The organism is Halomicrococcus pelagicus, from assembly GCF_051917725.1.
Classification (GTDB): Archaea; Halobacteriota; Halobacteria; order Halobacteriales; family Haladaptataceae; genus Halomicrococcus.
Map to the genome: position 1 here is coordinate 1 of NZ_JBQBLX010000001.1, position 25,014 is coordinate 25,014.

Genomic DNA, 25,014 nt, shown 5'->3' on the forward strand with positions numbered 1-25,014 from the left:
GAGTACGGCGACACCGACGACATCTTCGAGAACCCCAACAGCCAGCGCGTCGAGGACTACATCACCGGCAAGTTCGGATGAGCATGGACCGCACTCTGGAGACGCGGAAGGTCCAGTTCACGGGCAACTCGACGTACACGATATCGCTGCCGAAGGAGTGGGCCGACCACCACGGCGTCGAAGCGGGGATGCAACTCCCGCTGTACCCGTCCGACAACGGAGAGCTGGTCATCGGAGCCGACCGGGCCGGCGACGACGAGCGACCCGAGGTCGACGTCACCGGGATGTCAGCGGCGGACGTCCGGCAGACGGTCGAGGCGCTGTACGCCGCCGGCAACGAGCAGTTCGCGCTCGGGAGCGACGACGGCATCGAGCGGGAGCATCGTCGCGTCGCCGAGACGGTGGCCGCCGACCGCACCGGACTCCAGCTCCAGCGAGAGACGGAGGCGGAGCTCCTGTTCGGAACCATCCTCGACACGGAGTCGGTGTCCATCGAACGAACGGTGTTGCAGTTGCAGTACACTACCCTGTCGATGCACCGGAACGCCGTCCGGGCGCTGCTCGACGGTAACGTCACCGTCGCCGGGAGCGCTGCCGGTCGCTGGGACGACGTCGTGCGGCGACTCGACGTCGCCAGCAGCTGCTTCCATCGGTCGCTCACGGACGTCGAATCGCTCGACAGCCTGGGCTACTCGCGGCCGGCGATGTTCGACCGGTACGCCGTGTCACGGCATCTCGCGTCCGTCGCCGAACAGGCCAAACGCACGGCCGAGGCGGTGAACGAACAGGGCCGGGTCGAACGCACGCCGTGGGCGGCGGAACTCGACGGTCACGCCGAGCAGTCGCGGGACTACGTCGACCGGGCCGTCGACGCGGCCCTGACGGCCGACCACCCGCCACACGAGCTAGTGCAGTCCAGTCGCTCGCTCGCGGAGGACGTCTCCGACCTTCGACGACGGGCGTACCGCGAGGACGACGTGACGTACGCGTGGGCGACGGCGATGGACGGCGTCGAACGCACGGCGACCACCGCCGCCGCGGTCGCAGAGCAGGCAGTACAGGCGGCGCTCCGCGACGACGTCGACGAGTCGGTCGCGCTCGAGTGACGGACCGTCGGCTATCGGGTCGACGGGCGAAAAAAATCGGCGGATTATCCCTACTCGTGGTTCGAACGGACGGTGTCGTACTGGTCGGCGACCTCGTCCCAGTCGACGACCTCGAAGAAGTTACTGATGAAGTCGCCGCGGTCCGGACCGTAGTCGTAGTAGTAGGAGTGCTCCCAGACGTCCAGCGCGAGGATGGGGTGAGAGCCCCAGAGAGCGCCCTGGTCGTGCTTGTCGACGACGAGGTTCCGCAGCTGCTTGGCGACCGGGTCGTAGACCAGCAGCGCCCAGCCCGACGCGTTCTTCGCGGCGGCCTCGAACTCGCCCTTCCAGCCCTCGTAGGAGCCGAAGTCCTCCTCGATGCGGTCGGCGAGCTCGCCGTCCGGCTCTCCACCGCCGTTCGGGGACATGTTGTCCCAGAACAGCGTGTGGAGGTAGTGGCCACAGCCGTTGTGCGTGACGTTGCGGATGGCCGACCCCGAGGAACCGAACTCCCCGTTCTCGCGGTTCTCGGCGAGCGTCTCTTCGGCGTCGTTGAGACCGTTCACGTAGCCCTGATGGTGGGTGTCGTGGTGCCACGTGAGCACCTGCTCACTGATGTGCGGCTCCAGCGCGTCGTAGTCGTAGGGAAGCGGCGGCAGTTCGGCGTTCGATTTTTCTGGCATAGTGTAGCCTCCACGTTTTACATCACCCTTCTAGCTGTTAAACCTTGAGAAGTTGTATGATAACACGTCTCGGAACTACAAAAATAGTTTTCAGTAATCCCGCTGACGATTACGCCATGCTGCTCGCTTCGTCGTAGCGCTCGGCCACGTCGTCCCAGTCGACCACGTTCCAGAAGTTGTCGACGTACTCGCCGCGGTTGTTCTCGTACTGGAGGTAGTAGGCGTGCTCCCACACGTCGAGCACGAGCAGCGGCGTCGTCCCCTGCGGAGTCTGGTTCTGGTGGTTCTCCGCCATGCTGACGATGGGTTCGTCGGACACGTGGTCGTACAGCAACAGCCCCCATCCGGACCCTTCGACGCCTTTCGCCGCCGCCGAGAAGTGGCTCTTGAACGCGTCGACGCCGCCGAAGTGGTCGTCCAGGGCGTCCGCGAGTTCGCCGCCCGGTTCGCCGCCGCCGTCCGGCGACATGTTCTCCCAGAAGACGGAGTGGTTGACGTGCCCCGAGAGGTTGAACGCGAGGTTGCGCTCGACGCCTTTCACGTCCCCCCACTCGTCGTTCTGGCGCATCTCCGAGAGCGTCTCCAGCGCCGCGTTCGCACCGTCGACGTACCCCTGGTGATGTTTGTCGTGGTGCAGTTCCATGATGCGCGCGTCGATGTTCGGTTCCAGCGCGTCGTAGTCGTACGGTAGTTCCGGTAGCTCGTAAGTTGCCATGTGAACCCCCGTCTGTGGGTCAACGGTGGTGGTGTTAAGCGTTTAGGCGAGGTCGTCCGCGATGGACGCCGTTCCGCCGTCTCACCGTCCGTTCGGGCCGAATTCGGTGTCGTCGGTCGGCACTCGCTCGTGCGGCCTCGACTCTCGGCTACCCGTCACCGCGCGCGGCCTCGAACGTCGCGATGGCGCGCTCGCGGCGCTCGGCGTGGTCGACGACGGGCGCGGGGTAGTCGGGCGCGACGTTCGCGCGCTCCTCGTCTGAAAGCGCCGGCCACTCGTGGATGGCGTCGGTCGGCGCGTCCCGGAGTTCGGGGACGTACTCCCGGACGTACTCGCCGTCGGGGTCGTACCTCGCGCACTGGGTCGCGGGGTTGAAGATGCGAAAGTACGGCTGGGCGTCGGTGCCCGTCGAGGAAGCCCACTGCCAACCGCCGACGTCGTTCGCGGTGTCGTGGTCCACCAGCTTCCGGCGGTACCAGTCGTACCCCTCGCGCCAGTCTATCAGCAGGTCCTTCGTGAGGAACGCGGCGGCCACCATCCGGACGCGGTTGTGGACCCACCCCTCGGCGCGCAACTGGCGCATCCCGGCGTCGACGAGGGGGTAGCCGGTCTCGCCGTCCTTCCACGCCCGAAGCGCCTCCGGGTCGTCGCGCCACCGGATCTCGTTCGCGTACTCGCGGTAGTTCTCGGTGACCACGTCGGGACGCGCGTCGAGGACGTGCGCGTAGAACTCCCGCCAGGCGAGCTGTCGCCGGAACGCCTCGACCGACTCCCGCGCCTCCCCGTCTCTCGCGGCGGCCGTCGCATCGGCGGTGGCCTCCCAGACCGTCCGGACGCCGACGGTCCCGAACTTCATGTGCGGCGAGAGGTGCGAGGTCGACGCCCGGGCGGGGTAGTCGCGTTCGTCCGCGTAGCGGTAGATGGCGTCCTCGCAGAAGTCGTCGAGCAGGTCCCGTGCGACGTCGGTTCCCGCGGACGGCACGTCGGCTTCCGGGTCGTCGAACCCGAGGTCGGCGAGCGACGGCAGCGGTCCGGCAGTATCGAAGTCCTCGCCGAGGGCGTCGTGCGGGTCGACCACGTCCTCGCGACCGGGGGCGGCGACGGGGGTCGCCTTCTCCCGGTCCCGCCACTTCTTCCAGAAGTACGAGTAGACGGAGTAGTGGCTCCCCTCGTTCGTCGTGATGGTTCCCGGTTCGTGGAGGACGGCGTCGTGGAACCGCTCGCGGGCGACGCCGGCGTCGGCGAGCGCCGCCGCGACCGCGCGGTCGCGTTCGGTCGCCAGCCCGGAGTAGTCGCGGTTCCAGGTGACCGCGTCGGCGTCGCAGGCCGCGGCGAGGTCGGGAAGGGCGTCGCTCGGGTCGCCGCGGACGAGGAGCAGGTCGCCGCCGCGCTCGCGGTACTGCGCCCGCAACGCGTCGAGCGCGTCGAGCATGAACGACACCCGGGGTGGCGCGCCGTGGTCGAGTATCGCGCGGTCGAAGACGAAAACGGGGAGTACGCGGTCGTCGGCCGCCAGCGCCAGGTTGTCGGTCACGCGAAGGTCGCGGCGATGCCAGTGGAGTCGCACGTCGGTGCTTCGACCGCTATCGTTCTTAAACTACGGCCGGGGCTCGTCGGTCGGGGCGGGGACGTATCGGGACGGGGACGGACGACCGGAACGGCGAAAACGGGATTACTGGTCCGGCAGTTCCATCGCGGCGACGTGTTCGGCGTACTCTTCGAGAACCGGTTGACCGTAGTATCGGACCGACTCGCTCCGGGCGTCGTAGTCGATGACGTTCGCGTCCGCCAGCCGCGGCAGATGCGTGTGGTGAAGCGACGCCTCGACGCGCCTGCGGAAGTCGTCCGGAACGTCGGCCACCGCCGTGTCCGTCTCCCAGGCGGCGACCTGCTCCGAGAGGTCGTCGAGCGTCGCCACGCCGTCCGGAACCTCCGAGAGGTAGTGGATGGCGTACCGCCGCCGCTCGACCGAGAGGAGGTCGAAGATGTCGTCGAACGAGGGCCTGCTCACGCCGGGCTCCGCACGGAGTACGTGCGGTGGATGTGCCGGCTGTCGTTTCCCCGAGTCGTCCCGATATGGTGACTCATTACTCATGATGCCTGCGCGCACTCTCAGTTGACGACCGACACTAAAGAATGGTGAATCTAGATGCCTAGAAAGATGCCAGCGACGACGAACGAGAGGCGCTAACGCGGGCGAACGTTCGGTCGTGGCGACAGGAATCGACGGGTCGTCGAAGCGGCGGTGCCGACGGTGCCGGCACGCGGTCGAAGTCAGGTACCGTCGCGAAAAATCGAAGCGGAGGCGTCAGCGAAGCGTCGCTTCCAGGCGGTCGATGAGCGCCTCGTTGCCGAGGTGGACCGGCACGCGCTGGTGGAGGTCCGTCGGTTCGACGTCGAGGAGCGACCGTTCGCCGTCGGAGGACCGACCGCCGGCGCTCTCGACGACGTACGCCATCGGGTTCGCCTCGAACTGGAGGCGGAGTTTCCCCTCGGGGCGGGACGCCAGACCGGGATAGGCGAACACGCCGCCGTACGTCATCACCTGGTTCACGTCGCCGATCATCGCTCCGCCGTACCGGAGCTTCAGTTCGTCCTCTATCTCGCGGGCGTACTCGGTGAACGCGTCGGTCCAGTTCGACACGCGCCCGCCGAAGCCGTAGACGACGGGGTCGTCCGGGAGCGCGAGGTCCTCCTCGACCGCGCGACGGTCGCCCGGCCCGCGCCGCTCCGAGGCGCTCCCGGTCTCGCCGCTCTCCACGACGTACTCCGTCACCTCGCCGTCGCGGGCGACCATCATCGTCGTGAGGGGGCCGTAGAGGACGTAGCCCGCCGCGACGAGGCCCCGGCCCGACGCGGGCAGGGACGCGTCGTAGACGCCGACGATGGTCCCCATCGAGTTGTTCGACTCGACGTTCGAGGAGCCGTCGAGGGGGTCGATGGCGACCGACAGCCCCGTCCCGCAGTCGACGACCGACTCGCGCTCCTCGCTGGCGAACTCGCCGACGCCCTCGATGGCGGTGAGTCGCTCTTCGAGGAGGTCGTCGGCCCACACGTCCGCCGCGAGCTGGGTCTCGCCGCTGGGGTTCTCCTCGTCGGCCTTCCGGCGGCGCCCCGCCAGCCCGCCCCGGATCTCCGGCGCGGCGGCCGCGACCGCCTCGAATATCTCGTCGACTGCGTCCATCATTCGAGGGCTTCGTCGGTCGTCGCGCCCTCGAAGATGACCTGCTCGAGCGCGTCGAGGATGCGCTCGGGGTCGTCGCGCTGCCAGACGTTGCGTCCGACCGCGAGTCCGGAGCCGCCGGCGTTCATCACGGCCTCGACGCTGGAGAGGAAGTCGTAGTCGCTGACCTTCGACCCGCCGCTCATGACGACCTTCGTGTCGGCGGCGGACTTGACCGCCCACTCCATCTCCTCGGGACTACCCGGGTACTTCACCTTCGCGATGTCCGCACCGAGTTCGTGGGCGATGCGGGTGCCGTAGGCGATGACGCTCTCTTTCGTGTCGTTCTTCAGCCCCTGACCGCGCGGGTACGACCACATGACGACCGGCAGGTCGTACTCGCGGTGGGCGCGCTCCTGGACGTCCCGGAACTCCTCGTACATCTCCGGCTCCCGGTTCGAACCGGAGTAGACGGTGTAGCCGACGGCGTCCGCGCCGAGTTCCGCGGCGTAGTCCACCGTCCAGTTCTGCGGCGAGTACGGCTCGCCCATCCAGAGGTTGCTCGTGCCGTTCAGCTTGGCGAGCAGGGAGACGTCGTCGTCGTAGGAGGGGAAGTACGTCTCCGCGACGCCCTTCTGGACGGCCAGCGACGTGACCGCGTCGTGGGTGGCGATGTCGAAGACCGTCTCCGGGTCGAGCGTGTCGGGGACGGAACTGAAGTCGGCCGACGGTCCGTGCTCCAGTCCGTGGTCCATAGCGAGGATAAGTGACTTGCCGTCGCGCGTTACTGGCGAGTCAGTCAGCGGTATCATCGTCGGAAACTGCGGCGACGAAATATATGAATGTGGTGGTCCGCCGGAGACCGAGACCACCGCTACGCGGAGTCTCGGAACCTCTACTGGCGGATATCAGAACTACGAAAGTAGTAAACTCACAGCAGCTCCCGGGCGGCGTCGCGCCACGCCGTCACGGCCTCGCGGTCGAGGCCGAGCGAGTCGGCGACCCGTTCCGGGTTCGCAGTCGCCAGACTCCTGACCGACGTGATGCCGGCCTCGGCGAGTTCCGCTGCCTCGGCGTCCCCGACGCCGGACACGTCGGTCACGGGGTCGGGTTTGCTCCGCTCGCGCCACGCCGCCTCGGCCTGCTCGGCGTCCCCGCTGCCGTCCGTCGTCGCGGTGCCGGCGTCCCCCCGCTCGGCCGAACCGGCCGACGCGACCCAGGCGCGCTCGTCGTCCTCGTCGTCGGTCGTCGTGACGTCTGCGTCCTCCCAGTCGCCCGAACTGGCCGCGACCCAGGCGCGCTCGCCGTCCCGGAGCCCTCGAACCTGGTCGGAGCGGTGTTCGAGGTCGTCGCCGCTGCTCTCGAACGACCACGACAGCGAGTGCTCGCGGCGGAGGCGCGCGGCGACTCCGGGGTTGACGCCCGCCTCGGTCAGCATCTCGTAGGACACGTCGCGGGCCGGAATCGCCGCCGCGTCGAACGGCGCGTCCGCCAGCGTCGAGGCCGTCGCCGGACCGACGAACTTCACGTCGGTCGGGTCGGTCACGGTCGCTTCGCTCTCGGCCGCCTCGTCGGACCCGTCGCTATCCCCCGCGGCGTCGTCGGTCTCCCCGTTCGTGTCGTTTTCCGTCACGGCCGTCCCAACTCGTTTCCGAGTCACACTATCGGTTCTTGAATGTTTCGACGGGTCGGTAGGTCGGACGGATTCGGCGACCGGAGCGCCGGAGACGACCGTCCGGGGCCTCCCGGCAGCGTCCGAGCCGGCGACGTGACTCGGGGACGACACTCGTCCGGCACCGTCCGCTGAAACGTTCCGCTATGCTTACAACCGTGCCGGAAGCAGTCCCGCCCATGCGCGACCTCGAAACCATCGACACCATCGGCGTGGTCGGAGCGGGCACCATGGGCAGCGGCATCGCACAGGTGGCCGCGACGAGCGGCTACGACGTCGTCATGCGCGACGTGAAAGAGGAGTTCGTCGAGAACGGCTTCGACGCCATCGAGTCGAGCCTCGACCGGTTCGTCTCCAGGGAGAAGATGGACCGGTCGACGGCGGACGCGGTGACCGAGCGCATCGCGGGCACCACCGAACTCGACGACCTCGCGGACTGCGACTTCGTCGTCGAGGCCGCCGTCGAGGACATGGACGTCAAGCAGGACGTCTTCGCGGACCTCGACGCGGTCGTCGACGACGACGTGGCGCTGGCGACCAACACCAGCACGCTCTCCATCACGACCATCGCCAGCGCGACCGACCGCGAGGAGGAGGTCGTCGGCCTGCACTTCATGAACCCCGTCCCTGTGATGAAAGGCGTCGAGGTCGTCGTCGGCGAGAAGACCGACCGCGCCGTCGTCGACTTCGCCCACGAGTTCGCCGAGGAACTGGGCAAGGAGACCTGGGAGTCGGACGACAAACCCGGCTTCGTCACGAACCGCATCCTGATGCCGTGGATAAACGAGGGCATCCGGGCCTACGACGAGGGTGTCGCCGACAAGGAGGACATCGACACGGGCATGAAACTCGGCACGAACGTCCCGATGGGACCGCTCGAACTCGCCGACCACATCGGCCTGGACATCTGTCTCGACGCCAGCCAGACGCTCCACGAGGAGCTGGGCGACCGGTACAAGCCCGCCTACCTCCTCAAGCGCAAGGTCGACGCGGGCGACCTCGGGAAGAAGACCGGCGAAGGGTTCTACGAGTACGACTGACGGCGGTTCGGCGCTACTTCTCCTCGACGTGCCGGACGCTGACGGCGATGCCGCGCGTGCTCTCGCTCATCTCCGGTCCGGTCATCGACGCACGGCCGACGGCGAACGCCTTCGGTCCCTCGACGACGACCTCGTCGCCGACCCGGACGTCCTCGTCGGCGTCGACGACGCCCGGCGCGAGCACGCTGCCGTGCGGGGCGAAGGCGTCTATCTCGACGCGCTTCGTGGGGGCGTCGCTGTCCACCCAGCGGCGCGCGCCCGCGAGCGTCAGCGAGAGGACGCCGTACTGGGGCACCATCGCGGCGAGTTGCTCGCCGTCGTCGTCGTGAACCCGGAGTTTCGGGTAGCGACTCTGCATGGTGATGGACTCGAACAGGTCGTCGCCGGCGCGTTCGCCGAACTGGTAGTCGGCGATGGCGCGGACGGTGTTGTGCTGGCGCTCGCGCTTGCCGTACTTCAGTTCGTCCGACAGCGCCGACGAGAGGTTGGCCAGCGACTCCGTCGTGGTCGGGTGGTCCTCGACGGTGTACTCGAAGTCGAGGTCGAGCGCGGCCTCCACGCGCTCGCAGACGTCGCGGTACCCCTCGTCGGGGACGTGCGCGATGACCCGCGGGTAGTCGTTGCGTTCGAGGTAGCGCCGGAGCACCCTCGCGACGAACTCCTTCTCCTCGGCGCTCCACCGCCCCGTCACGGCCGAGTCGTAGTGCTGGGCGGGGTAGGTGAGTTCGAGTTCCTGCGGGACGACGCCGATGGGACTGGTCATCGACACCTTGTGCCCCCGGAACTGGATGGCGTCGTGGTACTGGCCGTGGCTCTGGGACTCGCTGTACGGCTTCTTCGCGGAGCACGGCACCAGCACGAGGGGGTTCGAGAACCGGTTGCGATACCGGGAGGTCACGCGGTCCGCGAACCGCTGTATCTCGACGCGACGGAGGCTGTCCTCGGTCGTCGCGGCGAGTTCGGCGTCGCGCACGACCGGCGTGCGCTGCTCGACGTACGTCCACTGCTGGTCGAACTCGCGGAACGCCGCCGTGAGCCACTGGTCGTGGCGGGCCTGTCCTTCGACGTAGTCCCGGAGTCGTCCCGCCCGGACGCGTTCGCGGACGACCGCCAGCTCCGCCCGGAGCGCGTTCACGTTGTGCTCGACGCAGTCCTCGCGGTCGAACTCCGAGACGGACTGCCGGCACGCAGGACACGCGCACGGAAGCTCGTCGAGGCTATCGAGGTAGTGGCGACCCTCGGTGGTGAGATAGATTCCCTGGGTGCCGGCGACGACCGCGCGGTCGGCGTCGACGAGGTCGACCCCGGCGTAGACCAGCGTGGCGACGTTCCGCGGCGTGGCGACCCCCGGCAGGAGCAGCGCGCTGTCGGCCGGAATCGCCGACCGCGTCTCGACGACGGCGTCCCGGAAGCCCGCGCCGTGCCCGACGAACTCCTGCGCGCCCGAGAGGACGTAGCCGTCCGCACCGTAGTCGTCGGCCGTCTCGGGCGCGACGACGACCGCGTTCGGGTAGTCGACCTCGGGGTAGTCGACCGCGAACGACTCCATCACCTCGTCGGCGGTCCCGCCGGGGAACGCGCGGTGCGGGAGGACGGTCAGCTTCGACTCGTCGCCCTCGGGAACGTCGCGCTCGGCGGGCCAGAGGCTGCCGGCGTCCGCCAGCACGGCCGTCTCGCGGCGTCCGCCGCTCGCCCCGTCGGCGGAGCGGCGGTCCGCTCGCTCCACGAGGGACGGCGTCGTCAGCGACTCCGCGAGGCGGAGTTCCCCGATGCGGGCCGCTCCGTCCCGCTCGTGGACCTCGAAGTACTCGGTCATGACTCCCGTTCGGGGGGCGAGCGCCAACTATCTTGCGAGACGCGGCCGCCGCGGTCACGCCGTCGTGCGCCCGAGCACCCACGCGACGACCGCCAGCGTCACGCCGACGGCGAACAGGAGGTAGTTCGTCGCCCGGTCGTTCGCCAGGACGAGGTCGAAGGTGAACCGCCGGTCGGAGAACGGCCAGAACGGTCGCACGCCCATCGGGTTGATCACGTCCGCGACGAGGTGGGCGACGACCGCCAGCACGCCGACGGCGAAGCCCAGTCCCGCCAGCCGAAGGACGGCGACCGGTCCGGCCTCGAACCCGAACGGGACCGCCGCTGCCGCGGCGAGCACGCCGACCGCGAGCGCGAAGACGAGCGAGTGCGTCGGCCCGCGGTGCTGCAGTCGGTCGGTCTTGCCGTCGAGGTCCGGAAGGTTCGTCAGCGCGAGCGTGACGAGACCCCCGGCGAGCGCGAGGGTCGACTGGCCGGCAGCGACGAGCGCGTAGCCCAGCGGCGCGTACAGCGCCAGCGCCACGCCGTAATGGCCCGGCCGGTGCATGCCCGGTGATTACGTTCCAGGGGGAAAACTGTCGTGGTCGATTTCGCCCCCGAAAGAATCGGACAGAAACCGGTTTCAGCCTGCCGGTCCTGTCTCGTCCATGGACGGACGAACTGCAGTCGTGACCGGTGGCACCCGGGGCATCGGCGAGGCAGTCGCGGCGGCGTTCGCGGACGAGGGCTCTCGCGTGGTCGTCTGCGGGCGTCACGGCGACAGCGTCGAGGAGACCGTCGCGACCATCGAGGACGCCGGCGGCGACGCGCGCGGCCTCCGGGCCGACGTGCGCGACGAGTTCGACCTGGAGCGCCTGATGGAGACGGCGGCGCGGTTCGGCGGCGACGGCATCGACGCGGTCGTCGCGTGCGCCGGCGTCTATCACGGCACGCCCGGCGAGACGCCGCTCGCCGAGGAGTCCTACTCGGCGTTCGACGACACGATGCGGACGAACGCCCGCGGCGCGTACGCGACCGTCCGCGAGGCGCTTCCGCACGTGAACGACGGTGCGCGCGTGCTCGTGCCGACGGGCGCCATCGGTCACGAGTCACGGCCCGGCTACGGTTCCTACGCCGTCTCGAAAGCCGCCGCAGAGGCGCTGGTCCGCGGGTTCGCGGCAGAAGTCGACGCGACCGTCGCCGGGGTGGACCCGGGCGTCGTCGCGACCGAGATGATGGGCGAGAAGGGCGAGCGCGGGCGGAGCCCCGAGGACGTCGCCGGACTCTTCCGCTGGGCGGCGACCGAGGCTCCCGCCGAGGAGGTCGACGGCGCGGTCGTCGGCCTGAAGGAGTGGCGACAGGCGACGGGGACCTGACGGCCCCTACTCGCTGGTCGTGACCTCGTCGGGGCGGATGCGGAGCAGGAGTCTGGGGCCGGACTCCTCGCCGAGCCGTGGATACTCCTCGACGTCCATGTACCGGCGGGCGAGTCGGTTGACGTGCTCGACCGCGCCGTCCTCGGTCGCCGTGACGACCTCCCCCCGCACCGCGAGAAACCGGTTCGGGTCGTCGGGGTCGACGAGCGAGAGGGCGACGCGGCGGTCCTGGCGGACGTTCCGCTCCTTTCGCGTCCCGCGAACGGTGTTGACCAGCAGGTGGTCGTCGTCCCGGTCGACCCAGACGGGGACGACGTGGGGCGCGCCGTCGGGCAGGACGGTCGCGAAGTGCGCCAGCGTCTCCCGCTCGAACAGGTCGTCGTACCGGTCCGGAATCGTCGTCATGTTCGGGTTTCGTTGGTGACGGTACGGTCGTCCATAAGCCTGGTTGCGGTGTCCCTTCCCCTCGGTGGCGTCGACCCCGGCCCCGCGCTCGGGCTTCTCGACCGCTCGCTGCTCGGTGGGCGGCCCGAAAAGCGTACGACGCCGTCAACCGAGTCGCCTGTCGACCACCTGCGCGAATCCGCGGCGGGCCTGACGAAGGATGGGGCCCGGGTCGTCGAGATGGAGGTAGTCGAAGTCGGGCCGTTCGTAGCACGACCGTAGAATCTCTCGGGCCGTCCCCGACAGCGACGGTCCGTCGACGAGAGAAGAGCTCTCGCGGACGATGCTCACCAGGTGTTCGAGTTCGCCGGTCAGATAGTGGGTGCCGGCCCCGACCTCGTACCCGGGGTCGACCAGTTCGGGGCGACCGGTCGCCTGCAGCCAGTACCAGAGCGGGAACGCCGCCCCCGCACGCGTCGCACACGCGAGTGACTGCCACATACGGGGGTTGAGTTCGATCGGTTTGAACTCGCCGGTGGCGGCGTCCTCGACGTACTCGATGCAGGCGAGTCCGTGCCAGTCGAGGCCGTCGAGCAGGGAGCGAGCCACCGATTCGAGTTCCGGGATGTCGACCGTTTCGCGATAGACGCCGCCGCCGCCGGTGTACGAATCGCCCCGTAGCTGTCGGTGCTGGAACGTCGCCAGCGGTTCGCCGTGGTCGTACAGCGCTCCGAACACGTACTCGTCCGTCCCGTCGACGTACTCCTGGACGATGGGCGTGTGGCTCATCTTCTCCCGGATAGCCGCGGCGTCGGGCGACTCGTTCGCCGGCACGTGTTTCACCAGTTTCGCGATGCTCGACTCACCCGGGTCGAACGAGTCGACGTACTCCCCGACGAGCAGGTTGTACCGGGACTTGACGATTCGGTCGGACTCCCAGTCGTCGGCCTCGTCGAGCAGCTCCGTCCGCGGTGCCGGGACGCCGGCGTCGTCCGCGGCGTCCATCAGCCGCTTCCTGTCGTGGGCGCGTTTCAGCGTCTCGAGCCGTGGAACGGCGAGGTCGACGTACCGGTCGAACTCGTCGTAGTACTTCGAGAGGAGGTAGGGACCCTGGGGTCGGTGCGGAACGATGGTCCGCACGTCTGGGCGGGCGGCGAGTCCCAGCAGCGCGTCCTTGTACGCGCGGAGGTCGCGGGCGGGCGGAATCGTGACCACCTCGTCGCAGTACCGCGACGCGGTGACCGGGAGGGTTTCGTCCGCGACAGCGACGATGACGTGCACGTCCGCCTGCGCGAGCGACCGGACCGACGCGTACCCGTGCGGGTACCGCGACGCCGGAATCACGACCGCGTCTCGGTCGTCAGCCATCTCAGTTCTCGCTCCGTCGTTCGTTCGCCGGGGACGCCAGCACGGGCGTCCCCCGTCCGTCGTGAGTGCGCATCTGTCCACGGTTCGGGTACGGCGTTCCTGGAGGATCGTTCGCCATCTCCGTAGTTACGTACACGTTCCCACTTTTATTTGTACGGGTGGCGCTGAGAATTCGGCGCCCCGGTCGGCGTTCGAGCAGGCCGACCTGGTTGCGACCGACCCGCTCCACCGCGATAGGTGTTCGGTCGGGCTACTCGGTGCTCTCCTCCCCCGACCAGTAGTCCACGTCGTCCTCGCGTCGATAGTACGCGTGGTGCGTTCGCGTCTCGCGTCCGCCCGGTGGCGACCCGGCGAACACGCCGACCTTCTCCGAGTCGGGGTAGACGAGCACGTCCGGGTCGTTCATCGTCGAGAGCATCAGGTACGTGAGCGGTTCGTCGGAGTCGTTGACGACCCGATGTGCGCCGGACTCGTCGGCGGGGAGAGCGACGTAGTCACCCTCGGCGAGCGGGGTCGTCTCGCCGTCGAGTCGCAGCGCGCCCGTACCGGCGAGGACGAACAGCGCCTCCTCGTTCCCCGTGTGGTAGTGGTACGGCCACGACCGTCGGCCCGGCGGGAGTTCGTACAGGCTACACCCCAGGTCGTCGCCGCCGGCGGCCTGGCTCAGCTGTTTCCGCCTGAAACGCGTCTCTCCCCGTTCGAGCGTCGTCCACTCGACGTCGTCTGCGTTGACTTTCGCCATAGCGACCGGCACGCCCGCGGTCCGTAAAGTGCTAGGGACCTGCGGAGTACCGACGCGGAGGCCGGGCGGGGTGTCGGACGCGGGTCAGAGCAGGTCGAGCGAGCGGAGGTCGGATTCGAGGGCGGCGCGGTCGCTGTCGTCCATCTTCCGCAGCGGGCTCCGGAGCGGACCGGGGTCGAAGCCCGTCTCGCGGACGTCGAGCACCGTCTTGACGCCCGCCATGTACGGCCCGGTCTTGAGCGCGTCCCGGACGTCGTAGACCCGGCTCTGGAGGTCGCGGGCGCGCTCCTCGTCCCCGTCGTCGTAGGCCGAGTAGAGGTCGACGACGAGTTCGGGGAAGGCGTTGGCGACGGCGCTGACCATCCCCGAGCAGCCGACCTCCAGCCCGGGGAACAGCAGCGAGTCGGACCCGGCGAGGAACGTGAGGTCGGGGTGGGCGTCGATGGCCTGGCCGAGCCACGGCACGTCCTTGCTCGAGTCCTTGAGGCCGGCGATGTTCGGAATCTCGGCGATGTCGGCGAGCGCGGACAGCGACAGCGCGTTGCCGGTCTTGCTCGGGATGTGGTAGACGTAGACGGGCAGGTCGACGGCCTCGCAGACGCGCCGGTAGTGCTCCACGGCGGCGTGGTCGTCGAGGGGGTAGTAGTACGGCGTCACGACGACGAGGCCGTCCGCGCCGACCGACTCGGCGTATTCGGCGTGCTGGACTGTCTCGTGCGTGCTCGGCGCGCCGACGCCCGCGATGACCGGCACGTCGTCGACGGCGTCGACGACCGTCTCGACGACGCGGTCGCGCTCCTCGTGGGTGAGCAACGGGAACTCGCCGTTGGTTCCGAGGGGGAAGACGCCGTGCGCGCCGCCGTCGACGACGAACTCCGCGTGTGCGGCCGTCGCCTCGTAGTCGACCGATTCGTCTTCGTCGAACGCCGTGACGGTCGGCGGGACTACGCCGTGCAGGTCGAGGGGGTCAGCGGACCCCGGACTGGGTGCGTTCGTCATGTCGGGAGCGTCACCGCCCGCACCCATAAGCCGTTTCGTTCGACAGTACTTTTTCGAGTGTGAGTAAACTTTTTTAGCTGGCGCTCGTATGGTGGAGTATGAACGTCAGAGTCGAACTCACCGGTAGCCTGGTCGCGCGCACCGGTACCCGAGACGCTCGCGTCGCCGTCCCCGAGTCGGCCACCGTCGCCGACGTCATCGACGAGCTCGGCGAGAAGTGCGGCCCGCAGGCCACCGCGGGCATCGTCGACACGCTCGGCATCCGACCGGACACCCGCATCGTCCGCGAGTCCCGCGACGCGAGCGAACCGGTCTCCGTGAACAGCCCCGTCGAGCCGGGCGACACGGTCCGCGTCCAGCCGACGGCCTGAGACGCCGACGCTCGCGGTCGCAGCGCTAGTCGAGCAGTTCCGCGTCGATACGACTACGGCGCGCGTTCTCTGGCTTTGTTTCGCGCGGCGTGCTTCTCGACTGCACGCCGTGAGAAAAGGCGGTACAGACCGTCTACGCTGCTACGCTCTTCGTCCGACCGACGCTCCGGCGCGGGGCGGTCGTCAGTCGTACTTTCCGGGCGTTTCCTCGAACTCGTCGCGGTGTTCGGCCGAGCAGAACCGGCGCTGGCGACCCAGGTGAACGGTGACAAACTCCTCGTCGCGGTTCTCGTACAGGTCCATGCCGCAGACTGGGCACTGTTCCATGGTGGGAGCAAGGACGCGAAGCGACAAGTTCGCTGTGGCTGTGACGGCAGGCCCGGGACGGTCCCGACCGCGTCGTCGTGCGGAGTCCGGTCGTACTCGCGCGGTTATCCGCCCGTGTCGTACTTGTAGGTCGCTTCGTCGGGGTCGATGCCGAAGTCCTCGGGGGACTCCTCGACCTCCTCCTCGCCCTCGTCCTTCGGTTCGGCGTGCTTGAACCGCTCGCGGAGGCGGTCGGGCATCTCGAACGCGTCGACGTCGAGCACCACCGGCACGGCGTCGGGTTCCACGCCGTCGCGCTTCGATTCGAGGCGGTCCTGGAGCTTCGGGGGCAGGGCGTTCTCGTCGATGCGCTCGAAGCCGAACTGCGTGAGATATCCCGGTTCACCGACGAGCGCGTACACCTCCTCGAACCCCTGGTCCCCCGCCTGGTCGACGAGACGCTCGATGACGTGCGCGCCGACGCCCTGCTCGCGCCAGGCGTGGAGGACGCCGATGCTGGTGAGTTCGCAGATCTCCGGTGCGTCCTCGGGCTTGTGGATGCGGATGCGGCCGAACCCGGCCTTCTCGTTGCTCTTCTCGTCGATGGCGATGACGTAATCCCGGGAGCGGAAGGCGGTTTCGTCCAGCCCCATCGCCTCGATGTGATCGAGTAACCAGACCTCCTCCCTGTTTTTGGCGTCCCGGACGTACATGTCAGGAGGTTCGCCGCGGGGAGATAAAAAGGTGTGGCGGAATCGACGGACGCTACGTCGCTTCCCTGGGACGGCCCGACGCCGGAACTACAGCCCTTCGAGCGACCGCAACTTCTGCTCGACGTCCGGCGGAGCGGCGCTCGGCCCGTCCCGGACGCGGTGGTCCGGCACCAAAAGCGGCGCGGGGTTCGAGTCCAGCGCGCTCCGGACCATGTTCTGGTCGTCCTCGTCGGTGTGGTCGACCCCTGCGGTCATCCGGGCGAGCGTCTCCACGTTGATCTGGTCCCCGTACGGTATCTCGCGCACTCGTTCGAGCACGCTCCGCTGGTCGGTCGGCAGCGTGAGCGCGACCTGCACGTCCGAGAAGTCGTCTTCGACGCCCTCGAGGTACGCGAAGACGCGGTCGAGCAGTTCGTGGTCGCCCTGAGCCTCCTCGTCCGGGTCGTGGGGGAACGACACGCTGAGAACCCGGCCGCTGGCGATTCCGAGCTGGACGTGTCGTTCGAGATACGTCGACTCGCGCGCGTAGATTCCGGCGTCGTCCATGCACGAACCGACGGCCCTCGCCGACTTCAAGATTCCCGTCCGGCGTCTCCGGTCCGGCCGGGACGGCGCTCGCCGAACTGCGGCCAGCCGCCGACGCGGGGAGGCTGGCGTCCGCCGGCTAGCGGCCCTCGAACGCGGGGTCGTCGCCGCCGAAGAACGCCGCCAGTCCGCGCTCGTAGTCGGCCGACCGCGTCGCCCACGTGATAGCGTCGACCTCGGCCGCCATCTGGGTCGACAGCCCGCGACCCGCGCTCTCGGTCAGCAGGCGCTTGGTCGCGCCGTACGCGCGGGTCGGCCCGTCGGCGAGGTCGGCGGCGAGTTCCGCGACGCGCTCGTCGAGCGCCGCCGTCGCCTCGGTCGCCAGCCCCATCTCCACCGCCGCGTCGGCGTCGATGGGTTCGTCGAGCAGCGCTATCTCCTTCGCGCGCCGCAGTCCGACCAGGCGCGGGAGGAAGAACGTCGACCCGCCGTCGCCGGTCAGGCCGACGCGGGGGTAGGCGAACTCGAAGCGAGCGTCGTCGGCGACGACGACCAGGTCGCCCGACAGCGCCAGTCCGAACCCGCCGCCGGCGGCGACGCCGTTCACGCCCGTCACGACCGGCTTGCGCGCGTTGACGAGGTTCTCGATGGCGCGGTGGAGGCTCGATGCGATCTTCCGCAGCGTGCGGGCGTCGCTCGCCGCGCCGTCGAGCACGGAGAGGTCCGCGCCGGTGTTGAACACGTCGCCGGAGCCGGTGAGGACGACGCAGCGCGCGTCCCCGTCGACGACGTTCGCCGTCGCGGTCCGGAGTTCGCTCGCCATCGCGCGGTCCATCGCGTTGTTCGTCGCCGGGCGGTCCATGACGATACGGGCGACGCCCTCGGTTCGTTCGACGCTGAGGTGTTCGTACTCGGCCACGTCCGGAGTTGGGACGGCCGCGTGAAAATCGTACCGCGATTCGCCCGGGCGGCCTCCCGTCCGGTCCGGCGGATTCGCACGCGGCCGCCGCAGACATCGTCCCGGACCTGAAGGTCAAGAATTTAGTACCCCATGTCGAGTAGCGTAGTGGTATGGAGCGTTTCGACGTAGCTATCGTCGGCGGGGGTCCAGCCGGCATGGCGGCGGCCGAGCAGGCCGCCCAGCGCGGGGCGGAGACGGTCGTCCTGGAGAAAGGAGTACCGCGAGCCGACCGGGACGTGCTCGGTCCGGATTCGACCGACGCCGCCGGGATGCTCGACTACTGGGTCGACCTCATGGACGAGGACTACCGCGACATCCCTGACGACGTGATTCTGCAGGAACTCGACCGCGTGGACTTCTACGGGCCGAACGAGGCCTGCGTACTGGAGAGCACGGGCATCGAATCGTCGTACCCCGAGTTCGGGTTCACCTTCCACCGCGCGCGGATGGACGACTGGTTCCGGGAGCGCGCCGAGGCCGCCGGGGCCAGCTACCGCGTCGGCGTCGGTGTGAAGCGGGTCGACACCGACCTGGACGCCGCGCCCCGTCACACCCTTCGCCTCGCGGACGGCGAGGACGTGGCGGCCGAGTACCTCGTGCTCGCCGACGGTCCGCAGCGACAGGTGACCCTGAACGCGCTCGACCAGTTCATGCCCGAGGGACGCTCGGTGAGCGAGCACCTCTCGCCGCCGAGGGCGAACCACATCGCCTACCAGGAGTACCGGGAGTTCCCCGAGGAGGCGTTCGAACCCTCCGCGCTCAAGTTCTGGTGGGGCGTCATGCCGGGCGAGACGGCGTACCCCTGGGTCTTCCCGAACGACGGCACCGTCGCGCGCGTCGGCCTGACGATGCCCATCGGACTGGACCTCGCCGAAGTGGAGAACCGCGAGGACTACGCCCTGCTCCGCCCCGACGACGAGCGCGTCCCGCGCGGCGGCGAGTACGTCCGCCGACTGCTCGACCGCCTGTACGGCGACGAGTACGACGTCGAGAGCGACTTCCCGCTCGTCGAAGACCGCGGCAAGTCGGGCGGCACGGAGACGTACCCCATCTCGTCGACGCGCCCGATCGAGTCGCCGACGCGAGCCGGCGTCGCCGTCGCCGGCGGGGCGATGGGAACCACGAGCGCGTTCCACGAGGGCGGCTACCACCTCGCCGTCCGGACCGGCAAACTCGCCGGCGAACTCGCCGCCACCGACTCGCTCGGGGAGTACAACGACCGGTGGAAGCAGGCCATCGGCGAGGAGCTCCTGCGCAACGTCTCCTTCGCGGACATCGTCGCCGACTACGGCCCCGCGGACTGGGACCGCACGTTCTCGATGGTCGACGACCTGCTCGACGACGACCGGGAGAGCGGCATGTTCAAGAAGAAGTTCTCCTCCGGCGTCCGCGGGGCGAAGCTCGTCGGAAAGTACAAGAAGACGAAGTACGGCTACCGCGACGGCAAGTACGTCCAGTTGACGGAGTCCGAGTACTCGGTCTGAGTCCGAGCACTCGGTCGTCGCGCGTTCCGCGGCGTTTAAACGCGCGAAACACGAAGCGGACGGCATGGCAGAACCGCGCGTACCGGGCGGTCGCGGGGCGGAACTCGACCTCCCCTGCGGCGAGTCGGTACACGTCCACGACCTCGACATGGGAATGCGGGAGTACGACTGCGCCTGCGGCGACTCCCACGCGGTCGTCACGGACGTCCACCCGCCGTCCAGGTTCGTCCCGGAGTTCCTCGTCTCCGTGCTCCGGGAGACGGTCGACACGGCCGACGACATGGGGGAGTTCGGGACGACGCACGTCATGGGTATCGTACTGGAGGAGTTCCCGGAGCAGGTCGTCAGCGAGAACGTCGAGGACGACCAGGACGTCGGTTACGCGCTGGTCTGGATGACCGACTTCGACTCGCGCCGCCTCCACGAGATCGTCGTGGAACTGCTCGTCGAACTGATGGAACACGCCGTCAGCCACGCCGAGAACTCCGACGCGATGACGGAGTTCGAGGAGGACATGCTGGACTTCGACGTCGAGGCGTTCGTCGAGCAGTACCGTCGCGAGCGCGATTTCACCGGCCCGAACGACACCGCCCGCTGAGAGGTCGCCATCTCGAACGGTCGCGTCCGCGTCCGGACGCCCGCGCGAGCGTCTGACGCCCGTCTGACTGAACGTTAAGTCCGCATCTTTCGTAACGACAAATATGTCTGCTCGCGGAAGAGAGTTCGAGCGCATTCGGGAGGTCGTCTCGGAAGCGAGTGCCGACGAGCCGCTCACCGCACGCGAGATACTGACGCTCCTGGACGAACGCGACGAGGAGTTCGAGAGCGCTCACGAGATCGCGACCGTGCTGGGTCGGCGGGCCCGGCACGGCGACGTCACCGTCATCCGCTCGTCGCCCTACCGCTACGACATCCGTGAGAGAGCGTAGCGAACGGCGACGCCCGGTCCGGTTTTCGACCCCGAACCTACAAGGTCCGCGGGAACACCCACCTATCCGATGCTAGACGAGTTGCTCGGGCGCGCCGAACTGAAGGAGAAGATAGCGGACCTGGAAGAGGACAAACGCCACCTGGAACGACGACTGGAGGCCGAAGGGGAACGCCGCGCCGAGGCCGCGACCGCGCGGCAGGAGGCGGAGGAGGAAGTCAACCGCCTCGAAGACCGCGTCGCCGAACTGGAGGACCGCGTCGAGCGCCTCCAGGACGACGAGTCGGACCTCGACTACCGGGGCGTCGAGACGCTCCGAGACGACCGACTCGCGGCCGTGCTCGACCGGCTCGCGTCGGTCGACGCGGGGCCGGAAGGCGCGCTGACGGCGATGGTCGACGACGACCCGTCCGACGACGTGCGGGAGGCGTTCGGCGACCACGCCGCGCTCGTCGCACGGGCGACGCCCTGCCTCGCGGCGACGGACGACGCCGGCCTCGTCAGCGCCGCGCTCGTCCCGCCGGACCCGCCCGAACCCTTCGTCGCGTGGGGCGAGGGATTCGACGTCGAGCGCCGCTGGTTCCAGCCGACGGGGGAGTTCGCGCTGGCGCTCGTCCGCTCGGACCTGTTCGCGCTCGGCGAGTACGACGGGCGCGAACGCACCGCCTTCTCGGGATTCGAGAGCGACGTGAAAGGCGACCACTCGAAGGGCGGCTTCTCGCAGGGACGATTCGAGCGCCGCCGGGACGCCCAGATAGACGAGCACGTCGAGAAGTGCCGGGAGGCCATCGAAGCGCGGGACGCCGACCGCCTCTACGTCGTCGGCCAGCGCACCCTGCTCTCGGAGTTCCGCGAGGAAGCGACCCGGACGAGACCGGTGGACGCGACCGGCGACCCCCGCGCCGCGCTCGACGACGCGTTCCACGAGTTCTGGACGACGCGGCTCTACCGGATATAGCTCCCTCGACCAGTCCGTTGGAGAACGTGCACGTGGCGCGTCGCCGTCCGTTCGTCGGGCGACTCGACTGCCCCCGTCAGCGATTCGCTACCGTCGCTCCGCGTCCCATTTCGGTCTGGTAGGCGCGAGCGTCGACGCCGGCGTCCGCGAACGCTTCGAGCATCGCACCCGCGACGGCGGTGCGGTCGTCTTCTCGACAGACCGCCAGAATGCTTGGCCCGGCTCCGCTGATGGCGACGCCGGTCGCGCCGGCCGTCAACCCGGCGTCCCGGACCTCGCCGAACCCGTCGACGAGCGACGTACGTGAGGCGGTGACCGCGCCGTCGCGGAGTCCCCGACCGACGAGTTCGGGGTCGTCGCGGAACATCCCCGCGGTGAGCGTCGCGGCGTCGCCGACCGTGCGGACGTGGTCGTCTCGCGACACGGACTCGGGAACGACCTGCCGTGCGTCGCGGGTCGAGACGACGGTTTCGGGCAGACACGCCACCAGGGAGATAGTGGCGTCGACCTGCGTTATCTCGTCGTCGACGACCGCGGTGAATCCGCCGAGGATGGCCGGCGCGACGTTGTCGGCGTGGGCCTCGCCCGAGACGGCTGCCTCGCCCTCCGCCGCGATGCGGACGAGTTCGCGCTTCGTCAGCCCGCGGTCGTAACACTCGTTCAGCGCGACGGCCGCGCCCGCCGCGCTCGCGGCCGACGACCCCAGTCCGGACGACGGACGCACGCCCTTGTCGATGCTGATGTGGGCCGGAGCGTCGAGTTCCCTGGCGACGACGCCGGCCGTGTTCTCCGCCGGGTCCTCGGGCACGTACTGGCTGCCCGCTCCCTTCACTTCTATCGTCGTCTCTTCGGCGCGCTCGACGCGCACCACGTCTGCGGGCCGCCCGAGCGCCAGTCCGAACACGTCGAAGCCGCTTCCGAGATTGGCGCTAGTCGCGGGAGCCCGTACGGTGACCATGGAGTACGTATCGAAAGGACGCCCAAAAACCTTCGGCTCGCCTGCCGCGCTACGGGGCTTACGCCTCCGTGTCGGTAGCGACCTCTTCGCGTAGCGTTCCCACCTCGGCGACGCGCTCGGCGTGGGCGTTGTGCTGGTGGATGGACTCGTCGTTGCTCTGTTTCATCGTCACGACCGCGTCGTCGGCCAGGTCCGGGAAGTGCTCGACGACGCCGTGGGCCATGTCGCGCACGCAGTCCTCGACGAACTTCGCGTTCGCGTGTGCCTCGTAGGTCATGTGGTCTTCGTCCGGGCGCTTGGCGAGGTTGTAGATGCGGGCGCTCATCGAGTCCCGGGCCACTTCGACGAGTTCGTGCATGTCGACCTCCGGCGCGCCGGCGCTCTCGACGGTGAGGGTGGCGTGGCCGCGCTGGGCGTGGCCTGCTTGCGGAACCGCCTGGAGGAACTCCCGCACTTCCGTCTCGCCGACGCCGAGCTCCTGGAGCTTCTCGCGGGCGCGGCCCTCCATCATCCCCTGGGAACAGGGACAGACCGTCATGCCGGTGACGCGTGCGCCGATTTCCTCGGTCGTCTGCTCGTCCGTCGCGGTCGCGCTTGCGATGATGTCGACCGTCGCCTGCGTCGGACGTTCGCTCTCGGGCGTCTCGTCGCGGACCATGAACTCCGCCTCCATGCTGACCTCCGCCTTCGTCGTGTACTCGTGTTTGGCCAGCAGGCGTTCGGCGGCGTCACCGCAGACGTCCTCGACGCGGAACGTCGGTTCGCTCACGGCGTCTTCGAGCACCTCGTCGACGACCTCCATGTTGCGGCTCATGTCCGCGCCCTTCCGCCAGCTCGGCAGGTCGACGAGCACGTCGAACTCCGCCATCAGCACGTAGGGTCGCTTGTCGGGCCGGGCGACTTCGACCAGTTTCTCGACGCCCGTAACGCCGACGCGGTTCAGCCCCACCGTCACGTCCGGTTCGGTCGCCTGTACGTCGGGCAACTGCTCTTTCATTGCCGAACCCTTGTCACAGACGGGCTTAGAGGCTTCCGGTTCCGGCAGCGACGCGACCCGGCGATACAAACGTCGAGTCCGAGCACGGCGTCCCGTAGCCTTTTAAGGAGTGGCGGCCCGAAGCGTGAACAATGACTGCACAGGCTGTCCAGCAGGACGAGCTCGTGGCCGTCATCGGCCTCGAGGTCCACGTCCAGTTGGAGACGGACACGAAGATCTTCTGTGGCTGTTCGACGGAGCAGGACGACGCCGAGCCGAACACCTACACCTGCCCCGTCTGTCTCGGCCTGCCCGGGGCGCTCCCCGTGCTCAACGAGGCAGCCGTCGAGTCCGCCGTCAAGGTCGGCAAGGCCATCGACGCCGACATCCCCGAAGAGACGCGCTTCCACCGGAAGAACTACTTCTATCCCGACCTGCCGAAGGGCTTCCAGATCACCCAGTACGACGCCCCCGTCTGCCAGGACGGTGAACTGGAGATAGAGGTCGGCGGCGAACGTCGCACCGTCGGCATCCAGCGCGCTCACCTCGAAGAGGACCCCGGCAGCCTCCAGCACCAGGGCGGCAACATCGACACCGCCGACTACACGCTGGTCGACTACAACCGCGCCGGCGTCCCGCTGATGGAGATCGTCACCGACCCCGACTTCCGGAGCGCCGAAGAGGTCCGGGCGTTCCTCGCCAAACTCGAAGAGGTGCTGGAGTACCTCGGCGTGTTCGACAGCGCCCGGGACGGGAGCCTCCGCGTGGACGCGAACCTGAGCATCGTCTCCGGGGAGGAGGTAGACGACGTAAGCGGCATCGACGAGGCGACGCTGGAGTCGGCCAACCGCACCGAAGTGAAGAACATCTCCAGTCACAAGGGTGCGGAGAAGGCGCTGGCGTACGAGGAGACGCGCCAGAAGAACGCCATCCAGCGCGGTCGTGAGGTCGAACAGGAGACGCGCCACTGGGACGAGACGCGGGGAATCACCGTCTCGATGCGGAGCAAGGAAGCGGAGAAAGACTACCGTTACTTCCGGGAGGCCGACCTCCCGCCGCTGCAGGTCTCCGACTGGAAGGAGAAACTCTCGATTCCGGAACTGCCGGACGACCGTCGCGAGCGCTTCCGGGCGGAGTACGGTCTCAGCGAGGAGGCCGCGAGCAAGCTCACCTCGACGAAGCAGGTCGCGGACTTCTACGAGGACGTCGCCGAGACGTTCGACCCGGACCTCGCCGCGACGTGGGTCGCGGACAACCTGCTCGGCGAACTCAACTACCGCGACATGGCTATCACGGACGTCGAGGAACGCCTCGACGAGTTCACGCGTCTCGTCGAACTGGTCGCCGAGGACGAGATCACCACGAAGAACGCAGAGGAGGTCGTCCTCAGGGAGATGCTGGACGAGGGTGACGACCCCGAGGCGATCATCGAGCGCGAGGGGCTGGGCAAAGCGGATTCCGGCGAGGTCGAAGTGGCCGTCGAGGACGCTATCGACGAGAACCCCGACGCGGTCGAGGACTACCACGCGGGCGAGGGCGGTGCGCTGAACTTCCTCGTCGGGCAGGTCATGCAGAAGACCGGCGGGAGCGCGGACCCAGGTGCGGTGAACGAGCTACTGCGCGAGCGACTCGAGGAGTAGGGCGAACAGGCGGCGTCGGACTCGATTCGCGAGGGGCGTGCCGCGCTCCGGCCGAGACCCCGTCGCGGCGGTCGGTCAGGTCACGCCGGTGATGGCCCCGCCTTCCGATTTAAGGGTTCGCGTCGTCCCGAAGGCTGGCCTCGGGGTAGTCATCGTTTTACACGTCGAGACGC

At 68.7% G+C, this 25,014-nt stretch carries 28 protein-coding genes and 1 pseudogene; 10 read left to right on the forward strand and 19 right to left on the reverse strand.

All coding sequences use genetic code 11. From position 1 onward, the window contains the following. A pseudogene (locus ACTF4R_RS00005) lies at positions 1–81 on the forward strand (phosphate ABC transporter ATP-binding protein); the annotation flags it as partial. A gap of 2 nt (positions 82–83) precedes the next feature. Then, positions 84–1,106, forward strand: coding sequence for an AbrB/MazE/SpoVT family DNA-binding domain-containing protein (locus ACTF4R_RS00010; RefSeq protein ID WP_440005243.1), 1,023 nt, complete (start codon positions 84–86; stop codon positions 1,104–1,106). A 50-nt stretch (positions 1,107–1,156) separates the two neighbouring features. On the opposite strand, the gene sod is transcribed toward ACTF4R_RS00010, so the two are convergent. From sod to ACTF4R_RS00045, 7 genes are all read right to left on the reverse strand, one after another. After that, a complete protein-coding gene (gene sod / locus ACTF4R_RS00015; RefSeq protein ID WP_440005245.1) occupies positions 1,157–1,768 on the reverse strand; it encodes a superoxide dismutase in 612 nt (203 codons plus the stop codon). A gap of 109 nt (positions 1,769–1,877) precedes the next feature. Continuing rightward, positions 1,878–2,483, reverse strand: a complete 606-nt coding sequence (locus tag ACTF4R_RS00020; RefSeq protein WP_440005247.1) for a superoxide dismutase — start codon at positions 2,481–2,483, stop codon at positions 1,878–1,880. 148 nt (positions 2,484–2,631) lie between these two features. Further along, complete coding sequence (locus ACTF4R_RS00025; protein WP_440005249.1) at positions 2,632–4,050, reverse strand: cryptochrome/photolyase family protein; 1,419 nt, start codon at positions 4,048–4,050, stop codon at positions 2,632–2,634. Positions 4,051–4,155: 105 nt separating this feature from the next. Further along, positions 4,156–4,494 (reverse strand): DUF7344 domain-containing protein, encoded by a 339-nt coding sequence (locus tag ACTF4R_RS00030; protein ID WP_440005251.1) that lies wholly within the window; start codon positions 4,492–4,494, stop codon positions 4,156–4,158. Between the two features lie 297 nt (positions 4,495–4,791). After that, positions 4,792–5,667, reverse strand: a complete 876-nt coding sequence (locus ACTF4R_RS00035; RefSeq protein WP_440006647.1) for a class 1 fructose-bisphosphatase — start codon at positions 5,665–5,667, stop codon at positions 4,792–4,794. Further along, entirely contained in the window at positions 5,667–6,458 is a 792-nt protein-coding gene (locus ACTF4R_RS00040) for a class I fructose-bisphosphate aldolase (protein WP_440005253.1), read from the reverse strand. The genes ACTF4R_RS00035 and ACTF4R_RS00040 overlap by 1 nt, the downstream gene beginning before the upstream one ends. A 119-nt stretch (positions 6,459–6,577) precedes the next feature. Further along, positions 6,578–7,279 carry a DUF7409 domain-containing protein gene (locus tag ACTF4R_RS00045; RefSeq protein ID WP_440005255.1) on the reverse strand — a complete coding sequence of 234 codons (702 nt, stop codon included), beginning with the start codon at positions 7,277–7,279 and terminating at the stop codon, positions 6,578–6,580. Between the two features lie 218 nt (positions 7,280–7,497). Here ACTF4R_RS00045 and ACTF4R_RS00050 point away from each other — a divergent pair, with 218 nt between their 5' ends. Next, a complete protein-coding gene (locus ACTF4R_RS00050; RefSeq protein WP_440005257.1) occupies positions 7,498–8,358 on the forward strand; it encodes a 3-hydroxyacyl-CoA dehydrogenase family protein in 861 nt (286 codons plus the stop codon). A 13-nt stretch (positions 8,359–8,371) separates the two neighbouring features. On the opposite strand, the gene arcS is transcribed toward ACTF4R_RS00050, so the two are convergent. After that, positions 8,372–10,174 (reverse strand): archaeosine synthase subunit alpha, encoded by a 1,803-nt coding sequence (arcS, locus tag ACTF4R_RS00055; RefSeq protein ID WP_440005259.1) that lies wholly within the window; start codon positions 10,172–10,174, stop codon positions 8,372–8,374. A gap of 54 nt (positions 10,175–10,228) precedes the next feature. Then, a complete protein-coding gene (locus tag ACTF4R_RS00060) occupies positions 10,229–10,720 on the reverse strand; it encodes a metal-dependent hydrolase (RefSeq protein WP_433623349.1) in 492 nt (163 codons plus the stop codon). Between the two features lie 100 nt (positions 10,721–10,820). Here ACTF4R_RS00060 and ACTF4R_RS00065 point away from each other — a divergent pair, with 100 nt between their 5' ends. Further along, on the forward strand, positions 10,821–11,528 hold the full coding sequence (locus ACTF4R_RS00065) for an SDR family NAD(P)-dependent oxidoreductase (protein WP_440005261.1): 708 nt from the start codon (positions 10,821–10,823) through the stop codon (positions 11,526–11,528). 6 nt (positions 11,529–11,534) lie between these two features. On the opposite strand, the gene ACTF4R_RS00070 is transcribed toward ACTF4R_RS00065, so the two are convergent. From ACTF4R_RS00070 to ACTF4R_RS00085, 4 genes are all read right to left on the reverse strand, one after another. Next, entirely contained in the window at positions 11,535–11,933 is a 399-nt protein-coding gene (locus ACTF4R_RS00070) for a PPOX class F420-dependent oxidoreductase (RefSeq protein WP_433623353.1), read from the reverse strand. A 144-nt stretch (positions 11,934–12,077) separates the two neighbouring features. Then, a complete protein-coding gene (locus ACTF4R_RS00075) occupies positions 12,078–13,280 on the reverse strand; it encodes a carboxylate--amine ligase (RefSeq protein WP_440005263.1) in 1,203 nt (400 codons plus the stop codon). 250 nt (positions 13,281–13,530) lie between these two features. Further along, positions 13,531–14,022: a cupin domain-containing protein gene (locus ACTF4R_RS00080; RefSeq protein ID WP_440005264.1), complete on the reverse strand. Its 492-nt coding sequence runs from the start codon at positions 14,020–14,022 to the stop codon at positions 13,531–13,533. An 84-nt stretch (positions 14,023–14,106) separates the two neighbouring features. Further along, positions 14,107–15,021: a dihydrodipicolinate synthase family protein gene (locus ACTF4R_RS00085; protein ID WP_440005265.1), complete on the reverse strand. Its 915-nt coding sequence runs from the start codon at positions 15,019–15,021 to the stop codon at positions 14,107–14,109. A 98-nt stretch (positions 15,022–15,119) separates the two neighbouring features. Between ACTF4R_RS00085 and ACTF4R_RS00090 the strand changes: the two genes are divergently transcribed. Continuing rightward, a complete protein-coding gene (locus tag ACTF4R_RS00090) occupies positions 15,120–15,392 on the forward strand; it encodes a ubiquitin family protein (RefSeq protein WP_440005267.1) in 273 nt (90 codons plus the stop codon). Between the two features lie 183 nt (positions 15,393–15,575). Here the strand turns inward: ACTF4R_RS00090 and ACTF4R_RS00095 are convergent, their stop codons facing one another. The 4 genes from ACTF4R_RS00095 to ACTF4R_RS00110 all read right to left on the reverse strand — a co-directional run bounded on the left by ACTF4R_RS00095 (position 15,576) and on the right by ACTF4R_RS00110 (position 17,855). Further along, positions 15,576–15,719, reverse strand: a complete 144-nt coding sequence (locus tag ACTF4R_RS00095; protein WP_113275244.1) for a TRASH domain-containing protein — start codon at positions 15,717–15,719, stop codon at positions 15,576–15,578. 104 nt (positions 15,720–15,823) lie between these two features. Continuing rightward, positions 15,824–16,411, reverse strand: a complete 588-nt coding sequence (locus ACTF4R_RS00100; RefSeq protein ID WP_440005269.1) for a GNAT family N-acetyltransferase — start codon at positions 16,409–16,411, stop codon at positions 15,824–15,826. Positions 16,412–16,498: 87 nt separating this feature from the next. Next, on the reverse strand, positions 16,499–16,957 hold the full coding sequence (locus tag ACTF4R_RS00105; protein ID WP_440005270.1) for an MGMT family protein: 459 nt from the start codon (positions 16,955–16,957) through the stop codon (positions 16,499–16,501). A 118-nt stretch (positions 16,958–17,075) separates the two neighbouring features. Next, the gene (locus ACTF4R_RS00110; RefSeq protein WP_440005271.1) at positions 17,076–17,855 is read right to left on the reverse strand and encodes an enoyl-CoA hydratase/isomerase family protein; all 780 of its coding nucleotides are present in this window, start codon (positions 17,853–17,855) and stop codon (positions 17,076–17,078) included. 152 nt (positions 17,856–18,007) lie between these two features. Here ACTF4R_RS00110 and ACTF4R_RS00115 point away from each other — a divergent pair, with 152 nt between their 5' ends. The 4 genes from ACTF4R_RS00115 to ACTF4R_RS00130 all read left to right on the forward strand — a co-directional run bounded on the left by ACTF4R_RS00115 (position 18,008) and on the right by ACTF4R_RS00130 (position 21,267). Continuing rightward, on the forward strand, positions 18,008–19,381 hold the full coding sequence (locus tag ACTF4R_RS00115; protein ID WP_440005272.1) for an NAD(P)/FAD-dependent oxidoreductase: 1,374 nt from the start codon (positions 18,008–18,010) through the stop codon (positions 19,379–19,381). Between the two features lie 64 nt (positions 19,382–19,445). Continuing rightward, positions 19,446–19,979 (forward strand): DUF5815 family protein, encoded by a 534-nt coding sequence (locus ACTF4R_RS00120; RefSeq protein WP_440005274.1) that lies wholly within the window; start codon positions 19,446–19,448, stop codon positions 19,977–19,979. A gap of 103 nt (positions 19,980–20,082) precedes the next feature. Beyond that, entirely contained in the window at positions 20,083–20,310 is a 228-nt protein-coding gene (locus ACTF4R_RS00125; RefSeq protein ID WP_433623376.1) for a hypothetical protein, read from the forward strand. Between the two features lie 69 nt (positions 20,311–20,379). After that, positions 20,380–21,267, forward strand: coding sequence for a Vms1/Ankzf1 family peptidyl-tRNA hydrolase (locus tag ACTF4R_RS00130; RefSeq protein ID WP_440005275.1), 888 nt, complete (start codon positions 20,380–20,382; stop codon positions 21,265–21,267). A gap of 76 nt (positions 21,268–21,343) precedes the next feature. Here ACTF4R_RS00130 and ACTF4R_RS00135 read toward each other — a convergent pair whose 3' ends face one another. After that, positions 21,344–22,225 (reverse strand): homoserine kinase, encoded by an 882-nt coding sequence (locus ACTF4R_RS00135; RefSeq protein WP_440005277.1) that lies wholly within the window; start codon positions 22,223–22,225, stop codon positions 21,344–21,346. 58 nt (positions 22,226–22,283) lie between these two features. Further along, a complete protein-coding gene (gene mptA, locus ACTF4R_RS00140) occupies positions 22,284–23,222 on the reverse strand; it encodes a GTP cyclohydrolase MptA (RefSeq protein ID WP_440005279.1) in 939 nt (312 codons plus the stop codon). A 131-nt stretch (positions 23,223–23,353) separates the two neighbouring features. Between mptA and gatB the strand changes: the two genes are divergently transcribed. Continuing rightward, positions 23,354–24,841 carry an Asp-tRNA(Asn)/Glu-tRNA(Gln) amidotransferase subunit GatB gene (gene gatB, locus ACTF4R_RS00145; RefSeq protein WP_433623384.1) on the forward strand — a complete coding sequence of 496 codons (1,488 nt, stop codon included), beginning with the start codon at positions 23,354–23,356 and terminating at the stop codon, positions 24,839–24,841. The last annotated feature ends 173 nt before the right edge of the window (positions 24,842–25,014 follow it).